22 protein-coding genes and 2 pseudogenes are annotated in these 19,479 nt (G+C 45.9%); 12 read left to right on the plus strand and 12 right to left on the minus strand.

Features of this window, described 5'->3' with window-relative positions; all coding sequences use genetic code 11:
* Positions 1 to 271: 271 nt before the first annotated feature.
* Positions 272 to 961, minus strand: coding sequence for a hypothetical protein (locus QT992_RS22555; RefSeq protein ID WP_333320234.1), 690 nt, complete (start codon positions 959 to 961; stop codon positions 272 to 274).
* A 135-nt stretch (positions 962 to 1,096) separates the two neighbouring features.
* The gene (locus tag QT992_RS22560; protein ID WP_333338519.1) at positions 1,097 to 1,960 is read right to left on the minus strand and encodes a TlyA family RNA methyltransferase; all 864 of its coding nucleotides are present in this window, start codon (positions 1,958 to 1,960) and stop codon (positions 1,097 to 1,099) included.
* A gap of 264 nt (positions 1,961 to 2,224) precedes the next feature.
* Here QT992_RS22560 and QT992_RS22565 point away from each other — a divergent pair, with 264 nt between their 5' ends.
* On the plus strand, positions 2,225 to 2,422 hold the full coding sequence (locus QT992_RS22565; protein WP_333338516.1) for a hypothetical protein: 198 nt from the start codon (positions 2,225 to 2,227) through the stop codon (positions 2,420 to 2,422).
* A 253-nt stretch (positions 2,423 to 2,675) separates the two neighbouring features.
* Here QT992_RS22565 and apcB read toward each other — a convergent pair whose 3' ends face one another.
* Positions 2,676 to 3,185 carry an allophycocyanin subunit beta gene (gene apcB / locus QT992_RS22570; RefSeq protein ID WP_333036060.1) on the minus strand — a complete coding sequence of 170 codons (510 nt, stop codon included), beginning with the start codon at positions 3,183 to 3,185 and terminating at the stop codon, positions 2,676 to 2,678.
* A 340-nt stretch (positions 3,186 to 3,525) separates the two neighbouring features.
* Here apcB and glnA point away from each other — a divergent pair, with 340 nt between their 5' ends.
* Entirely contained in the window at positions 3,526 to 4,947 is a 1,422-nt protein-coding gene (gene glnA, locus QT992_RS22575) for a type I glutamate--ammonia ligase (protein WP_333057654.1), read from the plus strand.
* A gap of 108 nt (positions 4,948 to 5,055) precedes the next feature.
* Here the strand turns inward: glnA and QT992_RS22580 are convergent, their stop codons facing one another.
* Positions 5,056 to 5,496: a hypothetical protein gene (locus tag QT992_RS22580; RefSeq protein ID WP_333338513.1), complete on the minus strand. Its 441-nt coding sequence runs from the start codon at positions 5,494 to 5,496 to the stop codon at positions 5,056 to 5,058.
* Between the two features lie 73 nt (positions 5,497 to 5,569).
* On the opposite strand from QT992_RS22580, the gene QT992_RS22585 reads away from it, so the two are divergent.
* The 5 genes from QT992_RS22585 to QT992_RS22605 all read left to right on the plus strand — a co-directional run bounded on the left by QT992_RS22585 (position 5,570) and on the right by QT992_RS22605 (position 9,632).
* Positions 5,570 to 5,899, plus strand: coding sequence for a hypothetical protein (locus QT992_RS22585; RefSeq protein WP_333140756.1), 330 nt, complete (start codon positions 5,570 to 5,572; stop codon positions 5,897 to 5,899).
* 262 nt (positions 5,900 to 6,161) lie between these two features.
* Positions 6,162 to 7,436 (plus strand): RNA-guided endonuclease IscB, encoded by a 1,275-nt coding sequence (gene iscB, locus QT992_RS22590; protein ID WP_333320227.1) that lies wholly within the window; start codon positions 6,162 to 6,164, stop codon positions 7,434 to 7,436.
* Positions 7,437 to 7,604: 168 nt separating this feature from the next.
* Entirely contained in the window at positions 7,605 to 7,736 is a 132-nt protein-coding gene (locus QT992_RS22595) for a hypothetical protein (protein ID WP_333320225.1), read from the plus strand.
* Positions 7,737 to 8,046: 310 nt separating this feature from the next.
* Positions 8,047 to 8,952, plus strand: coding sequence for a ferritin-like domain-containing protein (locus QT992_RS22600; protein ID WP_333338505.1), 906 nt, complete (start codon positions 8,047 to 8,049; stop codon positions 8,950 to 8,952).
* A 176-nt stretch (positions 8,953 to 9,128) separates the two neighbouring features.
* Entirely contained in the window at positions 9,129 to 9,632 is a 504-nt protein-coding gene (locus QT992_RS22605; RefSeq protein WP_333206429.1) for a YbjN domain-containing protein, read from the plus strand.
* A gap of 53 nt (positions 9,633 to 9,685) precedes the next feature.
* Here QT992_RS22605 and QT992_RS22610 read toward each other — a convergent pair whose 3' ends face one another.
* The 4 genes and pseudogenes from QT992_RS22610 to QT992_RS33705 all read right to left on the minus strand — a co-directional run.
* Positions 9,686 to 10,144 (minus strand): divergent PAP2 family protein, encoded by a 459-nt coding sequence (locus QT992_RS22610; RefSeq protein ID WP_242722198.1) that lies wholly within the window; start codon positions 10,142 to 10,144, stop codon positions 9,686 to 9,688.
* Positions 10,145 to 10,158: 14 nt separating this feature from the next.
* Entirely contained in the window at positions 10,159 to 11,085 is a 927-nt protein-coding gene (crtE, locus tag QT992_RS22615) for a geranylgeranyl diphosphate synthase CrtE (RefSeq protein ID WP_333179856.1), read from the minus strand.
* Positions 11,086 to 11,275: 190 nt separating this feature from the next.
* Positions 11,276 to 12,085, minus strand: a complete 810-nt coding sequence (locus tag QT992_RS22620; protein WP_333377782.1) for a LysR substrate-binding domain-containing protein — start codon at positions 12,083 to 12,085, stop codon at positions 11,276 to 11,278.
* A gap of 25 nt (positions 12,086 to 12,110) precedes the next feature.
* Positions 12,111 to 12,164: pseudogene (locus QT992_RS33705) on the minus strand (hypothetical protein); the annotation flags it as partial.
* 110 nt (positions 12,165 to 12,274) lie between these two features.
* Here QT992_RS33705 and QT992_RS22625 point away from each other — a divergent pair.
* The 4 genes from QT992_RS22625 to QT992_RS22640 all read left to right on the plus strand — a co-directional run bounded on the left by QT992_RS22625 (position 12,275) and on the right by QT992_RS22640 (position 15,457).
* A complete protein-coding gene (locus QT992_RS22625) occupies positions 12,275 to 12,763 on the plus strand; it encodes a GNAT family N-acetyltransferase (RefSeq protein WP_333377784.1) in 489 nt (162 codons plus the stop codon).
* 62 nt (positions 12,764 to 12,825) lie between these two features.
* On the plus strand, positions 12,826 to 13,623 hold the full coding sequence (locus QT992_RS22630; RefSeq protein ID WP_333377787.1) for a methyltransferase domain-containing protein: 798 nt from the start codon (positions 12,826 to 12,828) through the stop codon (positions 13,621 to 13,623).
* Positions 13,624 to 13,692: 69 nt separating this feature from the next.
* Positions 13,693 to 14,466, plus strand: a complete 774-nt coding sequence (locus tag QT992_RS22635; protein WP_333320210.1) for a class II aldolase/adducin family protein — start codon at positions 13,693 to 13,695, stop codon at positions 14,464 to 14,466.
* 109 nt (positions 14,467 to 14,575) lie between these two features.
* Positions 14,576 to 15,457, plus strand: a complete 882-nt coding sequence (locus QT992_RS22640; RefSeq protein WP_333320208.1) for a TauD/TfdA family dioxygenase — start codon at positions 14,576 to 14,578, stop codon at positions 15,455 to 15,457.
* Positions 15,458 to 15,790: 333 nt separating this feature from the next.
* On the opposite strand, the gene QT992_RS22645 is transcribed toward QT992_RS22640, so the two are convergent.
* The 4 genes and pseudogenes from QT992_RS22645 to folD all read right to left on the minus strand — a co-directional run bounded on the left by QT992_RS22645 (position 15,791) and on the right by folD (position 18,830).
* On the minus strand, positions 15,791 to 16,588 hold the full coding sequence (locus QT992_RS22645) for a calcium-binding protein (RefSeq protein ID WP_333338493.1): 798 nt from the start codon (positions 16,586 to 16,588) through the stop codon (positions 15,791 to 15,793).
* 73 nt (positions 16,589 to 16,661) lie between these two features.
* Positions 16,662 to 16,805, minus strand: a pseudogene (locus tag QT992_RS22650) (bifunctional 5,10-methylene-tetrahydrofolate dehydrogenase/5,10-methylene-tetrahydrofolate cyclohydrolase); the annotation flags it as partial.
* A gap of 320 nt (positions 16,806 to 17,125) precedes the next feature.
* Positions 17,126 to 17,878, minus strand: coding sequence for a calcium-binding protein (locus tag QT992_RS22655; RefSeq protein ID WP_333338489.1), 753 nt, complete (start codon positions 17,876 to 17,878; stop codon positions 17,126 to 17,128).
* Positions 17,879 to 17,951: 73 nt separating this feature from the next.
* Entirely contained in the window at positions 17,952 to 18,830 is an 879-nt protein-coding gene (gene folD, locus QT992_RS22660) for a bifunctional methylenetetrahydrofolate dehydrogenase/methenyltetrahydrofolate cyclohydrolase FolD (RefSeq protein WP_333338487.1), read from the minus strand.
* A gap of 144 nt (positions 18,831 to 18,974) precedes the next feature.
* Between folD and QT992_RS22665 the strand changes: the two genes are divergently transcribed.
* Complete coding sequence (locus tag QT992_RS22665; protein WP_333338484.1) at positions 18,975 to 19,406, plus strand: DNA-binding protein; 432 nt, start codon at positions 18,975 to 18,977, stop codon at positions 19,404 to 19,406.
* Positions 19,407 to 19,479: the final 73 nt, after the last annotated feature.

Here is a 19,479-nt window from a genome sequence, read left to right on the forward strand (position 1 = left end):
TAGAGTCGAACTCATGCACTGGCTAATTTCATAAATTCCTTTTTTTGTCAACTCCTAATACTGAACCGACGCCCTAGTAGTTGAGTAGGGTACGTCAGCAGATGGTTATTTGCGAATAATCGAAGAGCTAGGATCGGACGCACCCTACTGCTTGTATTCTTACACAATGGTCAAAAAAGTATGCAACTGTAGGTAAACTCCCAACCACCATACTCATCAGTAATTCCCAATTCTAAAATCGAAAATCCAAAATCCAAAATCCAAAATCGTATTACCGTCTGGCAATTCTAACACCTTCCCTAAAATGGGCGATCGTCGCAATTACCGCTATAGAAAAATAAAATATTCTAATCAGCCAAAAACAAACCCGCATTGACCAAGAAACAATAGTCGGAGCAATACCTGTGAACTGTACAAATCTGGAATTAACTTTTTTTTCAAAGCTGTCAAGGTCTTTCATCTCAGATTGTTTCGTCGGAATAACCGGAAACTGACCACTATATACGTAATAACCGATAAAACCAGGCAGTCCTACCTTTCTGTTCAAAAATGAGTTAGTTAATGTGGCAGTTTCCGGAGGCGATAATTTATCGGATTCTCCTACTTTTTCCAGCCAAGAATTATATCTGATGGCGGGCGTAATCATGAAAACTAAGGGAACTATAACTATCAACAAAGCCGCACTAATTTTGCGACCGTATTGAGGATGTAGAAGCCTTGTCGCCACACCCACTCCCATACCGATAAATGCAAATACCAATATATTTAACAGTTCGATAATTTCGATGCCTCTCAACAAATCGCCGATAATCAGAATTGTATATAATAATTTGTCTGCCAGTAGCAGAGCTGCCCACTTGATGAGAAGTGAAACGCCTACAATAGTAGCTACAATCGCCACATACCCGATGGCACCTAGAACGTAGAGTAAAATCGACCCGGCTTGTTTGAATGATTGCATGGAATTATTCACTCTTGTGAAAGTTTAGGAGTCTGATTGACAAAAAAATTGAAATTTTAGAGCAATCTGGAGTTCCTAATTTGACTTTTAAAATAGATTACCTTGACATCTTGAAATCAATCTACAATCTACAATCTACAATCGATCGACAAGTTCCCGCGCCGCCGCTTTGGTGACTTGTGCGATCCGTTCCTTCACAACATCCTCTTCGTTAGCGCAGCCCTCGAAGAGGATCGCCCTGGGATCTATTTCTTGTTCGCGATCGATCCCCAACCATAAAAGATACTCGATATTACCGGCCGGGCCAAGTAAAGGCGACCACGTTAAGCCGCGTTGCTGCCATCCTAAAGCTGTGGCTGCCTTCCACACTTGAAAAATCGCATCAGCTTGAGTTGCTGAGTCTCGCACTACCCCTTTTTTCCCGACTCTCTCGCGCCCTACCTCAAACTGCGGCTTTACCAGCAACACCGCTTCTCGCGGTGGTACCAACAATTCCCACAGCGCCGGTAAAATCTTATCCAGGGAAATAAACGACACATCTACTACCGCCAAATCTGCTCGCGCAGAGTCGCCGTAAAGCTCAGTAGCAGTCATGTACCGCAAATTGGTGCGTTCTTTCAAAATTACCCTCGGATCGTTACGCAAGCCCCAATCTGCTTGACCGTAGCCAACATCTACGCCGTACACTAGGGCCGCGCCGGCTTGCAGCAAACAGTCGGTAAAACCGCCTGTGGAAATGCCGCCGTCGAGACAAATTCTGCCTGCAACGGGAATCGCAAAAACTTCTAAAGCTTTGGCTAATTTGTCGCCGCCTCTAGAAACATAGCGCGATCGCTCTTTAATCTGAATTTTGGCGGCAATATCGACCTCAGTGCCCGGTTTGTCAACTATCTGTTGGTTGATGGAGACTTTCCCAGTCCGAATCAAGGCCTGAGCTTGCTGTCTGGAACTGCACAAATCTAGGCTGACCAATAAAGTGTCTAGTCGCTGTTTAGCCAAGGTTTTTAATCTGTACGGATAGGGTTAAGAACAGTACCAGATTAGCACTTACGCACAAGCCCCACTGCTAATTTTTGGCGATTATTTTGGTTTTGCGATTGTCGCGGGGCGATCGCCCCCAGCTTACATTATGTGACTGAGATCGCTCTGAGTGTGTAGTTTTATCACCGATAAACATCCGTAGAATCACACAATAATTTTTCCGACTAGCGGATGATTTATATGCAGCTAAAAGCGCTACAAATACCATGCGGGCGATCGACAATGAAAACAATTAACTTTCCTATCAGAAATCCGGGCAATTGTCAAGAAAATCCCCTCGCCTTCGTCAGCGGTGACATCATCCACATTCTTTACCCCAATGGCGAAGTAGAAGCAACAACCGTCGCACAAATCAATCTGGGCCAAACCAAAAATCCCCTCAACAAATGCCTCGTCTGGGGATGTGTTGGCGATTTTTAGCACGAGTTTCAAACAACCATGCAATTATAGGGAAGCTCCAAAGCCTTAATTCATTAGTCATTCCCCATTATTAAAATTTTTAATCTATAATTTTTAATCTATAATTTTTAATCTATAATTTTTAATCTATAATTGTCTAACCCATAAAAAAAGATCGCTTGGAGGCTGTGAGGCCAAAAAAAGCGATCGATCCAACTGCTGCTAAGTACAAGCAACAAGTGCAATTTGCTGCTAAAAGAACCAGCAAATTGACTTAAATATCTTGTTCGCTCAATTCGCGAATCATGTAATCAAAAGGCTGATCCAAAAAAGGCCCCACAGACAAGCCAGCAGCTTGCACTTGAGCCTTAACCATCTCCTTCATAATGCTAATCCCCATCACCGTCGGGCCAATGGGAACGCTTAGAGAATTGTAAGTTTCTCGCAAACCTTGCAGCACGCGCTCGTCCAGCACGTCGGTACTTCCAGCCACCAGGGCGTAAGTAGCATAGCGCAAGTAGTAGTCCATATCCCGCAGACAAGCCGCGTAGCGACGAGTCGTGTAGGCATTTCCCCCGGGGCGGATCAGTTCCGGCTGTTCAGCAAATAGCTGGATACCAGCTTGCTTGACAATTGCCGCAGCATTGCTGTTAATCGCAGCCGCCGCCTGTACCCGTGCCGTGCCCGTTGCAAAATAAGATTTCAACCGATCGATACCATCTCGGTCTAAATACCTACCAGCAACATCATAATTTTCAATCAGGCTCGTCACTGCATCGCGCATAAGTTTCTCTCCCAAAAATCTTTATCAATACTTTGCTATCTGAGACAGACCGCCTATTGTAGACTACTACAAATCGGCGTTTGATTAAGATTTGAGATAGGATTTTCACGAAGGGTAGTCTATCCGCGGCAAACTGTCGTAAAATTCAGCCGTTTGCCTTATATGTTCAGCCGAAAAATAATCCACAGGGCAAGAATCTCAAACTGCCCGGCCGCACTGGGCCACTATTTCAAAATTTTGTAGCCATAGATACAAAATAGTGGATACTGAAGGCCTACGATCGCCCAAACAGTCTGAAATCGGCCGATCGCCAAGACACAACCAATATCAGGAGTAAGTCATGTTCCAGACACCCCAAGAAGCCTTAAACTACATACAAGAAAATAAGATCCAGATCGTTGACCTCAAATTCATCGATATGCCGGGGATCTGGCAGCACCTTTCCCTGTACCACGACCAAATCGACGAAACCGCATTCACAGACGGCGTACCCTTCGACGGTTCCAGCATTAGGGGCTGGAAAGCCATCAACGAATCAGACATGACGATGGTCATCGATCCGACCACCGCTTGGATGGACCCGTTCATGGCAGAACCGACCATCAGCTTCATTTGCAGCATCAAAGAACCCCGCACGGGCGAACCGTACAGTCGCTGTCCCCGCACCATTGCCCAAAAAGCCATAGACTACTTGCTTTCGACCGGTCTCGGCGATACAGCATTCTTTGGCCCGGAAGCAGAATTCTTTATTTTTGACGACGTTCGCTTCGACCAAACCCAAAATTCCGGCTACTATTACGTAGATTCGATCGAAGGTCGTTGGAATTCCGGCAAAGAAGAAGCAGGTGGCAACCTCGGCTATAAACCGCGTTACAAAGAAGGTTATTTCCCAGTAGCACCAACCGATACCTCTCAAGACATGAGAACGGAAATGCTGCTGACAATGGCAAAATGCGGCGTACCCATCGAAAAGCACCACCACGAAGTCGCCACCGGCGGTCAATGCGAACTCGGTTTCCGCTTTGCAACTTTAGTACAAGCAGCCGACTACTTGCTGACTTACAAATACGTCATCAAAAACGTCGGCAAAAAATACGGCAAAACCATCACCTTCATGCCCAAACCGCTGTTTAACGACAACGGTTCCGGGATGCACGTTCACCAGTCGATTTGGAAAGACGGCCAGCCTCTATTTGCAGGCGATCAATATGCTGGTTTCAGTCAAATGGGACTGCATTACATCGGCGGCATTCTCAAGCACGCACCGGCACTTTTGGCAATCACCAACCCCACGACCAATTCCTACAAGCGTTTAGTTCCGGGCTTTGAAGCGCCTGTAAACTTAGCTTACTCTCAAGGAAATCGATCGGCATCAGTGCGGATTCCGTTGTCGGGAACCAACCCCAAAGCCAAGCGGTTAGAATTCCGCTGTCCCGATGCCACATCCAACCCCTATTTAGCATTTGCAGCCATGCTGTGCGCCGGCATAGACGGCATCAAGAATCAAATCGATCCGGGCGAACCTTTGGACGTGGATATCTACGACCTTTCCCCTGAAGAATTGAGCAAGATTCCTTCGACTCCCGGTTCCTTGGAAGGCGCTTTAGAAGCTTTAGAAAAAGACCACAGTTTCTTAACTGAAACTGGTGTATTTACCGAAGACTTCATCCAAACCTGGATTTCCTACAAACTCGACAACGAAGTCAACCCAATGCGGCTGCGTCCTCACCCCTACGAGTTTGCTCTCTACTACGACTGTTAGAAAATTAATAATTGAAAATTAAAACTTAAAAATGGTAATTATACCATTTTTAACCTGTGATTTTTAATTAATAAGAACGCCGCCCTTAAAAGCGGCGTTTTTTTTTATTTAGAACTTCTGGATCAGCGCCCAAACTCTCCCGTTACCCGACACTATCTGGGCAACGCTGTTAGTAGTAGGGCCCATTGTAGCCTCAGAAACATCCTCTACAGCCCATTTATTTGCTTTCTCATCAACAATAAACAAATCGTCAGCGGTAGTGCCTTCCTGAACCCGATATATCTTATTCAAAATGAAACGCTGTCGCGCCTCAGCTTGTGGTATGCCCGTAACTTCATCTGGATCGATAGAGATGGCACTGCCTTCTTTTAATGTACCTTTTGAGTTGCTTAAATTGCGCTCTTCCCTTTGAGCAACCCGCACGCTGTGAATCTGCAAACCAGGCTCATTCTCAGAGATATTCCAGACAGCAGCTAGGGCCCCACTTTTTCCCAAACCTAGAACCGCTGCACTAATAGTCAAAATTAGCAAAAACTTGAAATAATTCACTGTATTTATGCTCCTTTGTTTGTGAGATTATGCACTCATTCTAAATTAGCAATTAGCAATTACCAATGACCCAATGATGTCCGATATTTTTGTGATGATCCGCAATCAGAGTAACGTCGCCATGACTTCAGTTGACGGCATTGCGTTTGTCACTTTACTGACTCAAGAAGGACGAGTGGTGGCCGAGGAGACAGTTGACCTGTTTGAGGCCGATGTGAATTTTGATAACCTGAAGCAGGGAAAATATACTGTAGTTGTCAGGCACGAAGGCGTTGAACCTCGATCGGCAACCTGTAGTGTTACAATCACCGATGAAGATAAAGTAATCATGCTGACATTTGTTTACTTGGAGCTAGAACGGGTGTTGCTGGGCATTCAAACTTCAACCGAAGAAAGACTATGACCGTAAGGAACCCCACGCTTAAAAGCGGGGGCTTTTGGGAAGTCCGGCTCGTTCCGAGCGGTGCAAGAAGAAAGCCCGAACCTTACCAGAGACAGGATTAGACCTACGTTTTTTGAGTCATGATACCGGAGAATGCGACGCTAGTTTTCCGCTCTATCGCTAAAAGTTAAACAGGCTCGGGCGGGGTTAAACCAGTGCTTTTGGCATAACAAGCTCATAAAACATTCAAGGGAGCGAACATTACCCAGGAATGGAGGACTTTATGTCTAATTTCGTTTTTGTACTTGATAGTCACAAACGACCGCTCAATCCAATCCGCCCAGGATTGGCTCGCAAATTGCTAACCACTGGCAAAGCTGCTGTTTTTAAAAGGTATCCATTCACACTCATTCTCAAAGTAGAGGTAACAGCACCCCAAAAACCAATCACTCTTAAATTAGACCCTGGCTCCAAAACTACTGGAATCGCATTAGTGCAAGGAGAGGACGTAATCTTTGGTGCAGAACTAGCTCACCGAGGTCAATCAATTAAAGCTAGCTTGGAATCTCGCCGTTCACTGCGTAGGAGCAGAAGAAATCGCCATACTCGCTATCGAAAAGCGAAATTTTTAAATAGAACTCGCCCGAAAGGGTGGCTGGCTCCAAGCCTACAACATCGTGTCGAAACAACCCTAACCTGGGCAACTAGATTGATGAAAGTCGCTCCCATTGGTTCTATTGCTCAAGAACTTGTGCGATTTGACTTACAACAACTAGAAAATCCAGAGATTAGTGGACTGGAGTATCAGCAAGGCGTTTTATGGGGTTACGAGATCCGCGAATATTTGTTGAATAAGTGGGATAGAAAGTGCGCGTACTGTGGAGCTACAGATACACCACTACAAGTCGAACATATTCATCCCAAAGCCAAAGGCGGATCTAATCGCATTTCTAATCTTTGTCTTGCCTGTGAAAAATGCAATGTCAAGAAAGGAACTCAAGGCATTGAGCAATTCCTCTCTAAGAAGCCAGATGTCTTGAAAAAGATCCTGTCTCAAGCAAAACGTCCATTAAAAGACGCAGCAGCCGTTAATTCGACTCGCTGGGCGTTATTTAATCAACTCCGTATGACTGGTTTACCAGTTTCTACTGGTAGTGGCGGCTTGACAAAATTCAATCGCACTCGTTTGCAGCTACCTAAATCTCACTGGTTAGATGCTGCTTGCGTAGGTAAAGTCGAAGAATTAAAGGTGCTGACTTCTCAACCGCTGCTAATAAAAGCAGCAGGACACGGTACTCGACAAATGTGTGGCACGGATCGGTTTGGCTTCCCAATTCGACATAGATCAAAAAAGCAGATCCATGTGGGTTTTCAAACTGGCGATATTGTTGGCGCGACAGTCACCGCAGGCAAGAAAGTCGGTTCCTACGTGGGACGAGTTCTTTGCCGTGCATCCGGTTCGTTCGACATCGCTACAATGAAGGGAAGAGTAGCAGGAATTAGTCATAAATATTGCCAACCTATTCACAAAAAAGATGGCTATTCCTATGGATTTTGATTCAAGGCGACTGAAGTCGCAGCCGCTTTCCTCCCCATGTCGGTAGCCAGGGGCTTCTCGCTCGTTTTCTGGTGAAAGTTACTCCGCCAAATTCAATTAAAATGTTTCGCCCCGCGAGTGCATTTCTTGGCAAAAGACCTCTGGAGGGAAAAAAACCCGATTTGTCGGATGAATCTGGCTTTACAGTTAGCCGATGTGGCGACAACTCTGGCTAGATTAGAAGTAGAAGAGGCGCGAAAATTTCAACAAGAGTCTGCTAGTGTTGAGGCAAAAGACTCGACGGAACCTGAAAAGTTTTGAGTGTATGAGGTTGCTTGGTGCGATCCGCGCAATCCTTGCGTGATAGCAGTTTAAAAAAATAATCAAACTGTAGAAAAGCTCCAAACCCTGATAGTCATCAGTCATTTTTAATCTAAAATCTCAAATCTAAAATCTAAAATGGTATGACTCGCAACTCAAAACTATTGTCATTGGTTGAGCTAGTAAAAAAATTGTCTGTAAAAAATTCAATCTCCGTGCAAAACAATAACTTTCTGCCTTGCGAGTGAATTAGGAAGCCGAAAAACTGCGTTACACTTATATAGGTATCTTTACAAAACAACATAAAAGCATGACTGTTGCCTATCCCCGCAAGCTGCGGAACGCTATGGGAGCGCGCGAAATTTTAGCTCAAGTGGTGCGCGATCGCGAAATTCACCTGATCACCCTCAACCGCTATCGCTACAGCGAACAGCGCAGTTGCAAAGACCTCACCGACTTGATCGAACAGCTCGACGGCAATCCGCCAGAACTCGTGCGCGATCTTTCCCGGCACATTTCCGACGAAGCGCGGCACGCCATGTGGCTCACCGACTTGCTGGTAGACATCGGCCAAAATGTGGGAACGCCACCAGGAGTCTCCTATATTGACGAATTTGAAAGGTTGCTCGACAGCGAGCAAAAAGACCCCACCAAAGACCGCGAAGACTTTGTAATTTCTTCCCTCGCCGCGATTAACGTCACCGAGAAGCGGGGATGCGAATATTTCTCAGCGCACATCCACGCCCTCAAACAGGCTCCCCAAACCGCAGAAAACGTCAAAATCCGCGAAACCATCGAAAAGATTTTTCCCGAAGAAGCTGGTCACGTCCGCTGGGGCAACCGCTGGCTGGCCCAAATTGCCGACAAAAGCCCGGAACACCGCCAGAAGGTGGAACAGGCAAAGCGCAAGTATGTGGCGATCGAACAAGCAGCATTTGAATCGGGAATGGATATCATGCTGGGGGCCGAACTCCGTCGCGTCACCCGCCTCGTGGATATTGCCAACACCATGCCGATGTGGGAACGCCCGCAATACCTGATGGAACGCTTGCCCAGAACCCTCCTGGCCCCGGATCTGCAAATGACCAGAGTCGATGTAGCTCAGCGCGCCTGGAACCGCGACCCCCAGGCATTTGTGGAGAAATTGGTGCCGATGTTCCTCAACGGCTTGAATAACATTGAGAAGAAGGCGGCGGCGACTAAGCCCAAGGCTTAAAAACGATCGCGCACCTGCTTGAAACCGCTTTGCCAGTCAAACTTGCGTCTGCCTCCGCAAACAAGCGAGATATACTGGTTCCTTGGCATAGCCTCGGAACCAGTTATTTAAAATCATAATTTTAAGCTTTAGCCAGTAAACTGATTATTGGAATAGTTTTCCATCTAAATATAATTATGACTACCAGCGAGCCGAACATACAAACAGCTTCCGCAGAAAGCCTATCGAGTGAAAGCGCGATCGCCTCCGAGCAGGTCGAAAAAGCCACAGCCGTCACCTATGCAGAAGAAATTGAAACTGTCATCGCCAGCATGGCTGTAGACCAAAAAGTGATGGTCGGTCAAAATGAAGCTGGCGGACATCTTTGGAAGTTTAAGTACGGCAGTGTTGAAGTGTTCGTGCAACTCACCGGCGACACCGAAGATGATACTTTGACTGTTTGGGCTTTTGTACTGCAGTTGCCGGCGAAGAATGAAGCTCAATTAATGCGGAAACTTCTAGAAATGAATTGGCTGTCTACTTTGGAATCTCATTTTGCGATTGTTGACAATCAAGTTGCGGTAATATCTACTCGGACGATCGCCGAAATCTCGGCCGGGGAAATTTCTCGGGTTATTACTATTGTCGCCACGATCGCCGATGACAACGATGACCTGCTGCAAGCAGAATTCGGTCAGTAGTCATTAGTTAACAGTTAACAGTCAACAGTCAACAGTCAACAGTTAACAGTTAACTAATATGCAGGCCCTGCGATCCAAGCAATAGTGATTCCCAGCCCCAAACCTACAAGCACTTGAAAAGGAGTGTGTCCTAGCAACTCTTTCAGGCGAGCCTCATTAAGGTTGTGATCTTCCTCAAAAAACTCATCAATAATTTGGTTGAGGATGCGAGCTTGCTTGCCTGCTGCTTGGCGAACGCCTGCAGCGTCGTACATGACAATAATTGCAAAGATCGCAGCGATCGCAAAGTCTGGACTTTCCCATCCCATCGTTTGTCCCACTCCAGCAGCCAAAGCGCCCACAAAAGACGAGTGAGCGCTGGGCATTCCCCCCGTTGTTACCAAATACCGAAGATTAAACTTGCGATTTTTGACCAACTCGATCGGCAACTTCATGATCTGAGCCGCCAGACAAGCAAGCAAAGCAACCACGAGTACATGATTGTTTAAGATGCCGCTGCAAATTTCCTGCATAGTGTTTAGTATTTCTAGTTACTGCGGCTGGTAATAAAATCGGCGATCGCCAGCAGCGGTAGAGCTTTGCTCCCAAACACTGCCAATTGAGCCTTAGCATCAGCAACAAGCTGCGAAGCTTGGCGCCGAGACTCCTCAATTCCCCACAAACTCGGATAAGTGACTTTTCCTGCTTGAACATCTTTGCCAGCAGTTTTGCCCAGTTCTTCTTGAGTAGCAGTAATATCCAGAATGTCGTCAATGATCTGGAAAGCCAGCCCAATATTTTGAGCGAAACGAGACAGCCGCTGCAAATCTGCTGCTGAGGCCCCAGCCAGAATCGCCCCACAAACTACGCAGGCCTCTAACAGCGCCCCTGTTTTGTGAGCATGAATGTAATTCAAAGTTTCCAGAGAAACATCTGTCTTTCCTTCGGATTCCAAGTCAACCACCTGACCGCCTACGAGTCCAGCAGCACCCGATGCCCGCGCCAAATGGGCGATCGTCTGCAACACCTGCTGGGGGGGTACGTTCTCAGTTTTAGTGGCAATAAATTCAAAAGCATAGGTCAACAAACCATCGCCAGCCAAAATGGCGATATCCTCGCCGTAGACTTTGTGGTTCGTCAGTTTGCCACGCCGGTAGTCGTCATTGTCCATTGCCGGCAAATCGTCGTGAATCAGCGACATCGTGTGGATCATTTCCAAAGCGCAAGCTGTCGGAATTGCCATAGATGTAGTGCCGCCGGCCAGTTCGCAGCTAGCGAGACACAGGATCGGACGCAGGCGCTTGCCCCCCGCTAGCAGCGAGTAGCGCATTGCTTCGTAGATTTTCTCTGGGTAGATGACCGGCAGTGCACTGTCGAGAGCTACCTCGATCGCCTCTTTTCGATTGACTAGATAAGTAGATAGGTCGAAAGAGGATTCCGGTTGGGACGAACCCATTTCTGTTGCCAATACCATCCCTTGCTCTCTTGTACTTAATATTTATATGGGATATTGTGAGCCGTTCAGGTCGCATCGTGCCGACTTTTACGGCAGTAGTTGCTCGAACTCCGAGCATCAATTAATCATTCTACGGGTGTTGTTGCACAGAAAATCTTTGAGTTTTGATAAGTTTGTCAAATTGCGAGTCAATCTAAAATTTACAATCTCAAATCTCAAATCCGCTGATTTGTCTGGCGACTTCCAAAAACCGCTGCACCGCCGCCGTTGGATCGCTGCGCCAAATTAGAGCGATCGCCACAATGCAGGTTGATTCTGGCAAAGATTTGTAAACAACCCCGCTGCGCTGGAAATTTTGCATCGACTCAGGGACGATCGCCACTCCCATCTCGGCCGCTACCAGACTGACAATGGTTTGCATTTGAATTGCTTCTTGAGCCGCGATCGGGCTAAAACCTGCTTGTTGACAAAGACTGACGATCGCATCGTACAATCCCGGAGCCAGGGAACGGGGAAAGAGGATGAACGGTTCCGTGGAAAGTTCGCGTAATTCAAGATGCGTGCGATCGGCCGCCGGATGCGTTTCTGGCAGTGCCACTATCAGCGGTTCTCGAAAAACGATTTCAGAATTTATCCCGTCTTCCTCAACCGGAGGGCGCACGAAGCCGATATCAATTTGCCCGAACCGCAGTCGCTGCAACTGTTCGTTGGTCGTCAGCTCGTGCAGTTCCAGCTTGACGGCGGGACACCGAGTGCGAAACGCCTGCAAAATGGCTGGAACCACGTTGTGTGCTGCAGAACTCACAAAGCCGATCGTCAGTTGGCCGAGTTCGCCCCGACTGGTTTGTCGGCCGAGTTGAATTGCTCGATCGACTTGCTGCAGAATTTTCCCGGCCTCCTCGAAAAAAACCTGTCCCGCTGCCGTTAAATGCACCGTCCGCTTGGTGCGGCGAAACAGTTGAAACCCCAACTCTGCCTCTAAATGCTGGATTTGTTGGCGAGCGCGGAGGTTGGGCAATATGCAGTTTTTCGGCTGCGCGAGTGAAATTCAGTTCCTCTGCAACTGCAAGGAAATAACGCAAATGCCGAAGTTCCATAAGTCCCCATGATTGATATTTTAAAAGTATAAGTTGTTAGTTAAACATATATTGGACATTGAGGATGATATTTCATACAGTGATTAATAGGCGAAGTGGAGAATTAAACAATGGCTAATTTGGATATCAAAATTAGAGAAGCAGAGCTGGCAGATTTGGAATTAATCGTGGATTTTATTTCCCAAAAAAGCGAGTTTGATGGCTCTAAAAATTTGTTAGCAGCAACAGCAGATAAATTGCAGCAAACGTTGTTTTGCCAGCCTCCGCTAGTGCGGGTTTTGTTGGCGGAAGTTGCGGGAAAAGCGGTAGGATTTGCTATGTTTTATGCTTCTTATTCAAGTTTATTGACGCAGCCGTGTCTTTGGGTTGATGATTTATTTGTGCAAGCTCCTATGCGCGGTATCGGAGTCGGGACAGCGCTGTTAAAGTATTTGGCAAAAATTGCTGAGTCCACAAATTGCGGGCGTATGGAATGGACTGTTAATACTGGCAATGGGCGGGGAATTGCTTTTTATGAAAAGCAGGGAGCGCGGATTTTGGAAAATATTAGGGTTTGCCGAATCGAGGGAAGTGCGATAGCCCAACTCGCTAACAAATAATTGGATTGGTTTTGTGAAGAAGGTTTTTTGTTAACCGCAGAGAACACAGAGAACACAGAGAAATAGAAGACAGATTTAGGGTAGTTATCATGGCACAAAATTCTTGGAATACCGCTCTTTATGAGAAAAATCATGCTTTTGTTTGGCAGTACGGCGAATCGCTTTTGGAGTTACTCGCTCCGAAGGCTGGCGAACAAATTCTGGATTTGGGCTGCGGTACGGGACAGTTAACTGAAAAGATTGCTCAAACGGGTGCTTTTGTGCAAGGTATTGATTCCTCTTTGTCGATGATTTCTGCGGCAAAAGATAACTATCCTCACATTAAGTTCTCTGTCGCAGATGCGAGGAATTTTCAAGTAGAAGAGCCGTTAGATGCTGTGTTTTCTAATGCGGTTTTGCACTGGATTAAACAGCCGGATGCTGTGATTAATTGTGTGGAAAAAGCGCTGAAGCCGGGAGGGCGTTTTGTGGCTGAGTTTGGCGGTAAGGGGAACGTGGGGGCGATCGTCCGCGCACTTTTGAGTGTTTTGTCAGAAATTGGCTGTGAGGAGCCTGAAGCGCTTAATCCTTGGTATTTTCCGAGTATTGGCGAGTATGCTGGGCTTTTGGAAAAGCAGGGATTTGATGTGGGTTATGCGGTTTTGTTCGATCGCCCGACTCCCCTGGAAGGTGGCAGCGCGGGTATGGTAAATTGGATTGAGATGTTTGCTGGCGGGTTTTTGTCGGGGTTGTCTGATGATGTGCGATCGCAGGTAATTAACTCCGTTGAAGAGCGTTTGCGATCGGCTCTGTACCGCGATGGTAATTGGATTGCAGATTATCGCCGAATTCGCGTTGTTGCTGTCAAGAATTCCTATTGAAATTTTATATGAAGAGCAAAATTAGGTTAAAATAACCGGGCCCTGTCAAATTAAGTTGACACGCATTCTATGCCTACCTTAAAAGAACTTCAATCCATCTTCCAGCCTCCGACCTTTGCTACGGTTGAGGAAGAACGCCGTCATCGCAAGCAGCGCCTTGCTGCAGCCTTACGTCTGTTTGGACACTTTGGGTTTAGTGAGGGCATCGCGGGACACATTACCGTCCGCGACCCTGAACACCTGGATTGCTTTTGGGTCAATCCGTTGGGTAAACATTTCAGTCTCATCCGGGTCAGCGACCTGCTGCTGGTGAACCATCAAGGTGAAGTTATAGAGGGGCACAAGCCTATTAACACGGCAGCTTACGCCATCCATTCTCAAATTCATGCAGCCCGTCCTGATGTGGTGGCAGCAGCACACGCTCATTCAATTTTCGGCAAAAGCTGGTCTAGCCTCGGTCGTCTCCTCGACCCCCTCACCCAAGATGCCTGTTCCTTCTACGAAGACCACAGCCTGTTTGATGACTACACCGGAGTAGTTCTCCAGCTTGAGGAAGGCAAGCGCATAGCAACAGCACTAGGGGAGAAGAAAGCCATTATCCTCCGCAACCACGGTCTACTCACTGTGGGTCATTCAGTTGATGAAGCTGCTTGGTGGTTTGTCGCAATGGAACGTTCTTGTCAGGCGCAGTTGATGGCAGAGGCGGCTGGCACTCCCATCCTCATCGACTCCGACAATGCTCGTCTGGCGCAGCGCCAGGTAGGCTCACATCAGGTAGGCTGGTTTAGCTTTCAACCGCTTTACGAATTAATCGTACATCAACAACCTGAACTGCTGGAGTAAAGCAGGTTTGATGAATTTTGAATTGAGGAATATTTAGAAATCTCAAGGAATCGGCAGTGATTGTTTCAACCACCCTCTGTACAAAATAGAAACTAGCGAGGAGATAGATATGAAGGTAAATACACAGCTTTTATCAGAAAATGTTGGTCAACAAATCATCAATACGGATAATATCAATATTTTAGACCTGGACAGGGAAGAAATTATTAACCTGTTTAAATCTTATGGTGTCTTGCTTTTTAGAGGGTTTGAAAATAGTGTTGCTACTTTTACCGAATTCACTAACTCCCTTAGTAAAGATTTTCGGGATTACACCGGAGGCGTGTTTAATCGCCGAGTAATTAATGGGAATGCAACTATTTTAAGCGTCAATGATTTTAATGATGAGATTAAATTGCATGGAGAAATGTACTATCAGCGAGATATTCCGTTGATGCTTTGGTTCTTCTGTGCTCATCCAGCATCAGAAAACGGTGAAACAATAATATGTGATGGAAGGCAATTTTTCAATGAACTCAGTAGTCCAATCAAAGAGCTATTTGCTCATAAAAAATTAAAATATTGTGGTCATTTGGATAAGGATGTTTGGCAAAAGCAATACAAAACTACCGACTTAAGAGTAGTAGAACAGACCTGTAGAAGAAATAATTTACTATTGCAAATAAACGCAGATGAATCCATCGATCTTCAATATGTTTGTCCAGCAATACATCCAAGTAGATGTGGAAAATATTCGACCTTTATTAGCAGCTTATTACCAGCAAAACATAGATCTAAAAACACCGTTTTTTTTGATGATAATTCCGAAATTACTGATGATATTGTTTCAGAGCTAAATGAAGTGGCTGAGAGAATAACTACAGAAATATCCTGGAAAACAGGGGATATTCTAATGGTTGACAATACTAGAATCATGCATGGCAGAAGAGCTTTTTCTGATACTCAACGGGATATTTATTTGCGCTTATGTTCTCCAGCGTTTCCATTCTAAATGCAAATCCACGCAATCAGGGTAAGAGCATCTCAATCAGGCTTGGCACAAGGGCTGGAGAATTTTCATCCTGTAGTCATCATTCATCGCAACCCGTAGTCTTTTCTGTCGTAAGCTACGCTTGAGAGTGGTTTCTTGATAACAGCATTAAGAGCCATCCGTCTGAATACAGCCAACTTCCGAGGGCTGTTAAACGAGCGAATGCGACATTGAGCTTGATTAAAAGCATTAGGGTGCGTCGCCACCCTTAAATATTCAAATCCGATATACCATCTCACAGCGACGCACCGTACTTCTGATCAGTTTGTCAGCTCACTACTGATTGTCCTAAACTTAGAAACCCTGAACGGAAACAATCCTGCTTTGTAGTTCATTAGGCGTTACATTGTCTACAAAACCTAAAATCGTGTTAGAATTTCTGACTCTGATTAGAGTTCCTGAATAAACTCCGGTAATTCCGCCTCTGGGTTGAGTTCCTGAAGCAGATCCACTTGCGCCGGCCGGACCTGGAGGGAGTAATGGTTGTAAAGCTTGCGGGAAATCGATCGTATATGTTAATGCCACATTCTGTACCGGCTCCAACACTATATCATTGACCGTTAAGTCACTCGCTAATCCAATGCGATCTAAATCAGGATCAAAATTTTCGATTATATCACTAGAATTGATATCTGTAGTGGCAGGATCTATTCCCAGAACGCATAAATTATTGCCCAACCCACAAGTTAACAAGTCTCTGCCCAAGCCGCCAACCAGAGTGTTATCCCCCCCTGCGCCGTCTAAAACATCATTGCCTCTACCCCCAAATAAAATATCATTGCCAGCCTCTCCAAGAATAAAATCAGCATCTAGACCACCATTGAGGGAGTTATTCCCCTCCTGTCCAAACAAGGCATCTCTTCCTTTTCCCCCAAATAAAGAATCGTTGCCTGCAAAGCCTCTGAGAATATCTTCCCCTTCATTTCCCAGGATTAACTCGCTAGCCCCTGAGCCATCTACTGTATCGTCGCCATCGAGGGCCCAAGCTCCTAAAGGGAAGTTGGTTACATCTCCAGGAAAAAGTTGAATTAATTCCGAGGTGTTGTCGCCAATTAAGCGCACTATCCCTGATGGATCGGGTTTTAAAGCCATAGTTAAAATCTTTGTGTGTTGGTAGATTACTAACCCTACTTGAGCCCATACTGGCTCACAAGTGGGTCATAATTCAATTAGAACCGTATTTAATATAACTCGAAACGGTATTTTCCAAAAGCCTAGCAACAGTCATCGGCCCGATTTCTCCCGGCACCGACGTGATAAATCCGGCTACTGTTTTAACAGCATTAAAATCCACATCTGGGGCCAAACGACTCGTACCGTCTGGATTGACAAGCCCGAATTCGCGTTGTTGCTATCAATAATTTCTCACGGTAAATCTTAGTGATTAGTGATTTCGCTCCGAGCTTGAAATCGTTACTACACCAACTTTCGTACCCCGAGGCGGACTCAAAGAGTAAAGAATTTTACAGGACTTACGCTGCACAGTCAAATTTTACACTACCCATAGTAGTAGGGTGCGTATTTCGCACCCTACTACTAGCGTTTCTGCGTAAGTCCTGTAAATATCAGCAGTTAATTTAGGGCTAACAATATGATAAGTTTGTCAGACCACCAGTGATTCTCCTGAAATTAGAAACCCTGAACGGAAACAATCCTGCTTTCTAGTTCATTAGGGGTGACATACTTTACATAACCTAAAATCACGTTAGAATTCCTGACTCTGATTAGAGTTCCTGAAGAAAGTTCGTTAATGCTGACCAGATTTGGGATCACTGGTTGTAAAGCTGGCGACAGATCGAACCTATATGTGAAGGTCACATTCTCTACCGGCTCCAACACTATATCATTCACCGTTAAGCCACTCGCTAATCCAATGCGAGCCACATCAGGATCAAAATTTGTGATCGCATCACTAGAATTGATATCTGTAGTGGCAGGATCTATTCCCAGAACGCATAAATTATTGTCAACACATATTAAGTAGTCTCTGCCCAAGCCGCCAACCAGAGTGTTATCCCCCGCTCCGCCGTCTAAAACATCATTGCCTCTACCCCCAAATAAAATATCATCGCCACCCCCTCCACTAAGGAAATCAGCATCTAGACCACCACTGAGGCAGTCATTTCCCTCAACTCCATCCAGGGCATCTCTTCCTTTTCCCCCAAATAAAGAATCGTTGCCTGCAAAACCTGCGAGAAAATCTTCCCCTTCATTTCCCAGGATTAACTCGCTAGCCCCTGAGCCATCTACTGTATCGTCGCCATCGAGGGCCCAAGCTCCTAAAGGGAAGTTGGTTACATCTCCAGGAGAAAGTTGAATGAATTCCGAGGTGTTGTCGCCAATTAAGCGCACTATCCCTGATGGATCGGGTTTTAAAGCCATAGCTAAAATCTCTGTGTGTTGGTAGATTACTAACCCTAATTGAACCAATACTGGCTCACAAGTGGGTCATAATTCAATTAGAACCGTATTCAATATAAGTCGAAACGGTATTTTCCAAAAGCATAGCAACAGTCATCGGCCCGATTCCTCCCGGCACCGGCGTGATAAATTCGGCTACTGTTTTAACAGCATTAAAATTAACATCTCCGGCCAAACGACTCGTACCGTCTGGATTGACGACGCGGTTAATACCGACATCAATTACTACTGATCCAGGTTTGACCATATTAGGTGTAATCATTTCTGTGCGGCCGACTGCAGCTATTAAAATATCGGCTTGATTGGTAATCGATTCTAAGTTTTGCGATCGCGAATGAGCTACAGTAACAGTGCAGTCGGCTTCTAATAGCATCAGCGCCATCGGTTTACCTACCAAAATACTCCGTCCCAAAACAACGGCATTTTTTCCTTTTAAATCAATCTGGTATTCCTGCAATAACCGCATCACTCCGGCGGGAGTACAACTCCGCAAACCTTCCTCCCCGCGCACGAGACGGCCTAAATTTACAGGGTGAAGTCCGTCAGCATCTTTGTCGGGGGCAATTTGGTACAGCAGCGAAATTGCATCTAAGTGTTCTGGTAGCGGTAATTGAACTAAAATGCCATCTACTCGATCGTCCTCGTTGAGTGCACGAATTGCAAGTTCTAGTTCGGCTTGAGTAGCGTTTGCGGGGTAATGCTGGCCGAAGGAAGCTATGCCAACTTTAGCGCAGGCTCGCTCTTTATTGCGAACATAGGCTGCGCTGGCTGGGTTGTCCCCCACCATCAGCACCGCCAGTCCCGGAGGACGCCCCTTTTGGGGTTGTAGGGCGCGGACTCGATCGCTCAGCTCGCTTTGAATCTTTGTCGCTAAAGCTTTGCCATCTAGTATTTGAGCAGTTTTGGCATCCATTGTAGACTCTGGGTTAGGGGCTGACGATTTTAGATTTTAGCTTAATCCCCGCCAAGGACTCCACTAGAGAAATTTCTTACTTGCGATCGATTCTGGGGATTCTGTTAAAGTAAGTCGTATCTCAAATCTCAAATCAGTTGACCAATGACTACTGCAAATAAGCAAGTTTGGGTTCAAAGATTCTGTACCAGCTCTTTGTCGCTAATCCTCGCCAGCGGTTTCTTCAGTTGTGGCAATTTACCCATGTCTCAACTTAATCTTGGCTTTAATGTTGCTAGCATTGGCGACGTTCAACAAAAGCGACAAGTCGATGGTGAAGTTTATCTCCGGGGAAAGGTAGAAAATCGCGCTCCGTTTGTAGGGAATGCGGCTTATCAAATTGACGATGGTACTGGCAGTATGTGGATTTTAACCAAGCAAGAGTTGCCCCAGCTTGGCGATGAAGTGTTGCTGAAGGGAGAAGTCCGCTACAAGAGTATTACTCTGAAGGAATTGGCCGGAAAAGATTTAGGTGAAGTTTATGTTGAGGAAAGGGAACAATTAAAGCGCACTCCCAGTTCAGACAAGGGGAAATAAGCATGGGTTATTTGTTATTTGTTATTGGTTATTTGATAATTGCTCTTGGTTCCCTCTGCCTTATTTATTTAAT

The organism is Microcoleus sp. T3_D1 (genome assembly GCF_036700405.1).
Lineage (GTDB): Bacteria > Cyanobacteriota > Cyanobacteriia > Cyanobacteriales > Microcoleaceae > Microcoleus.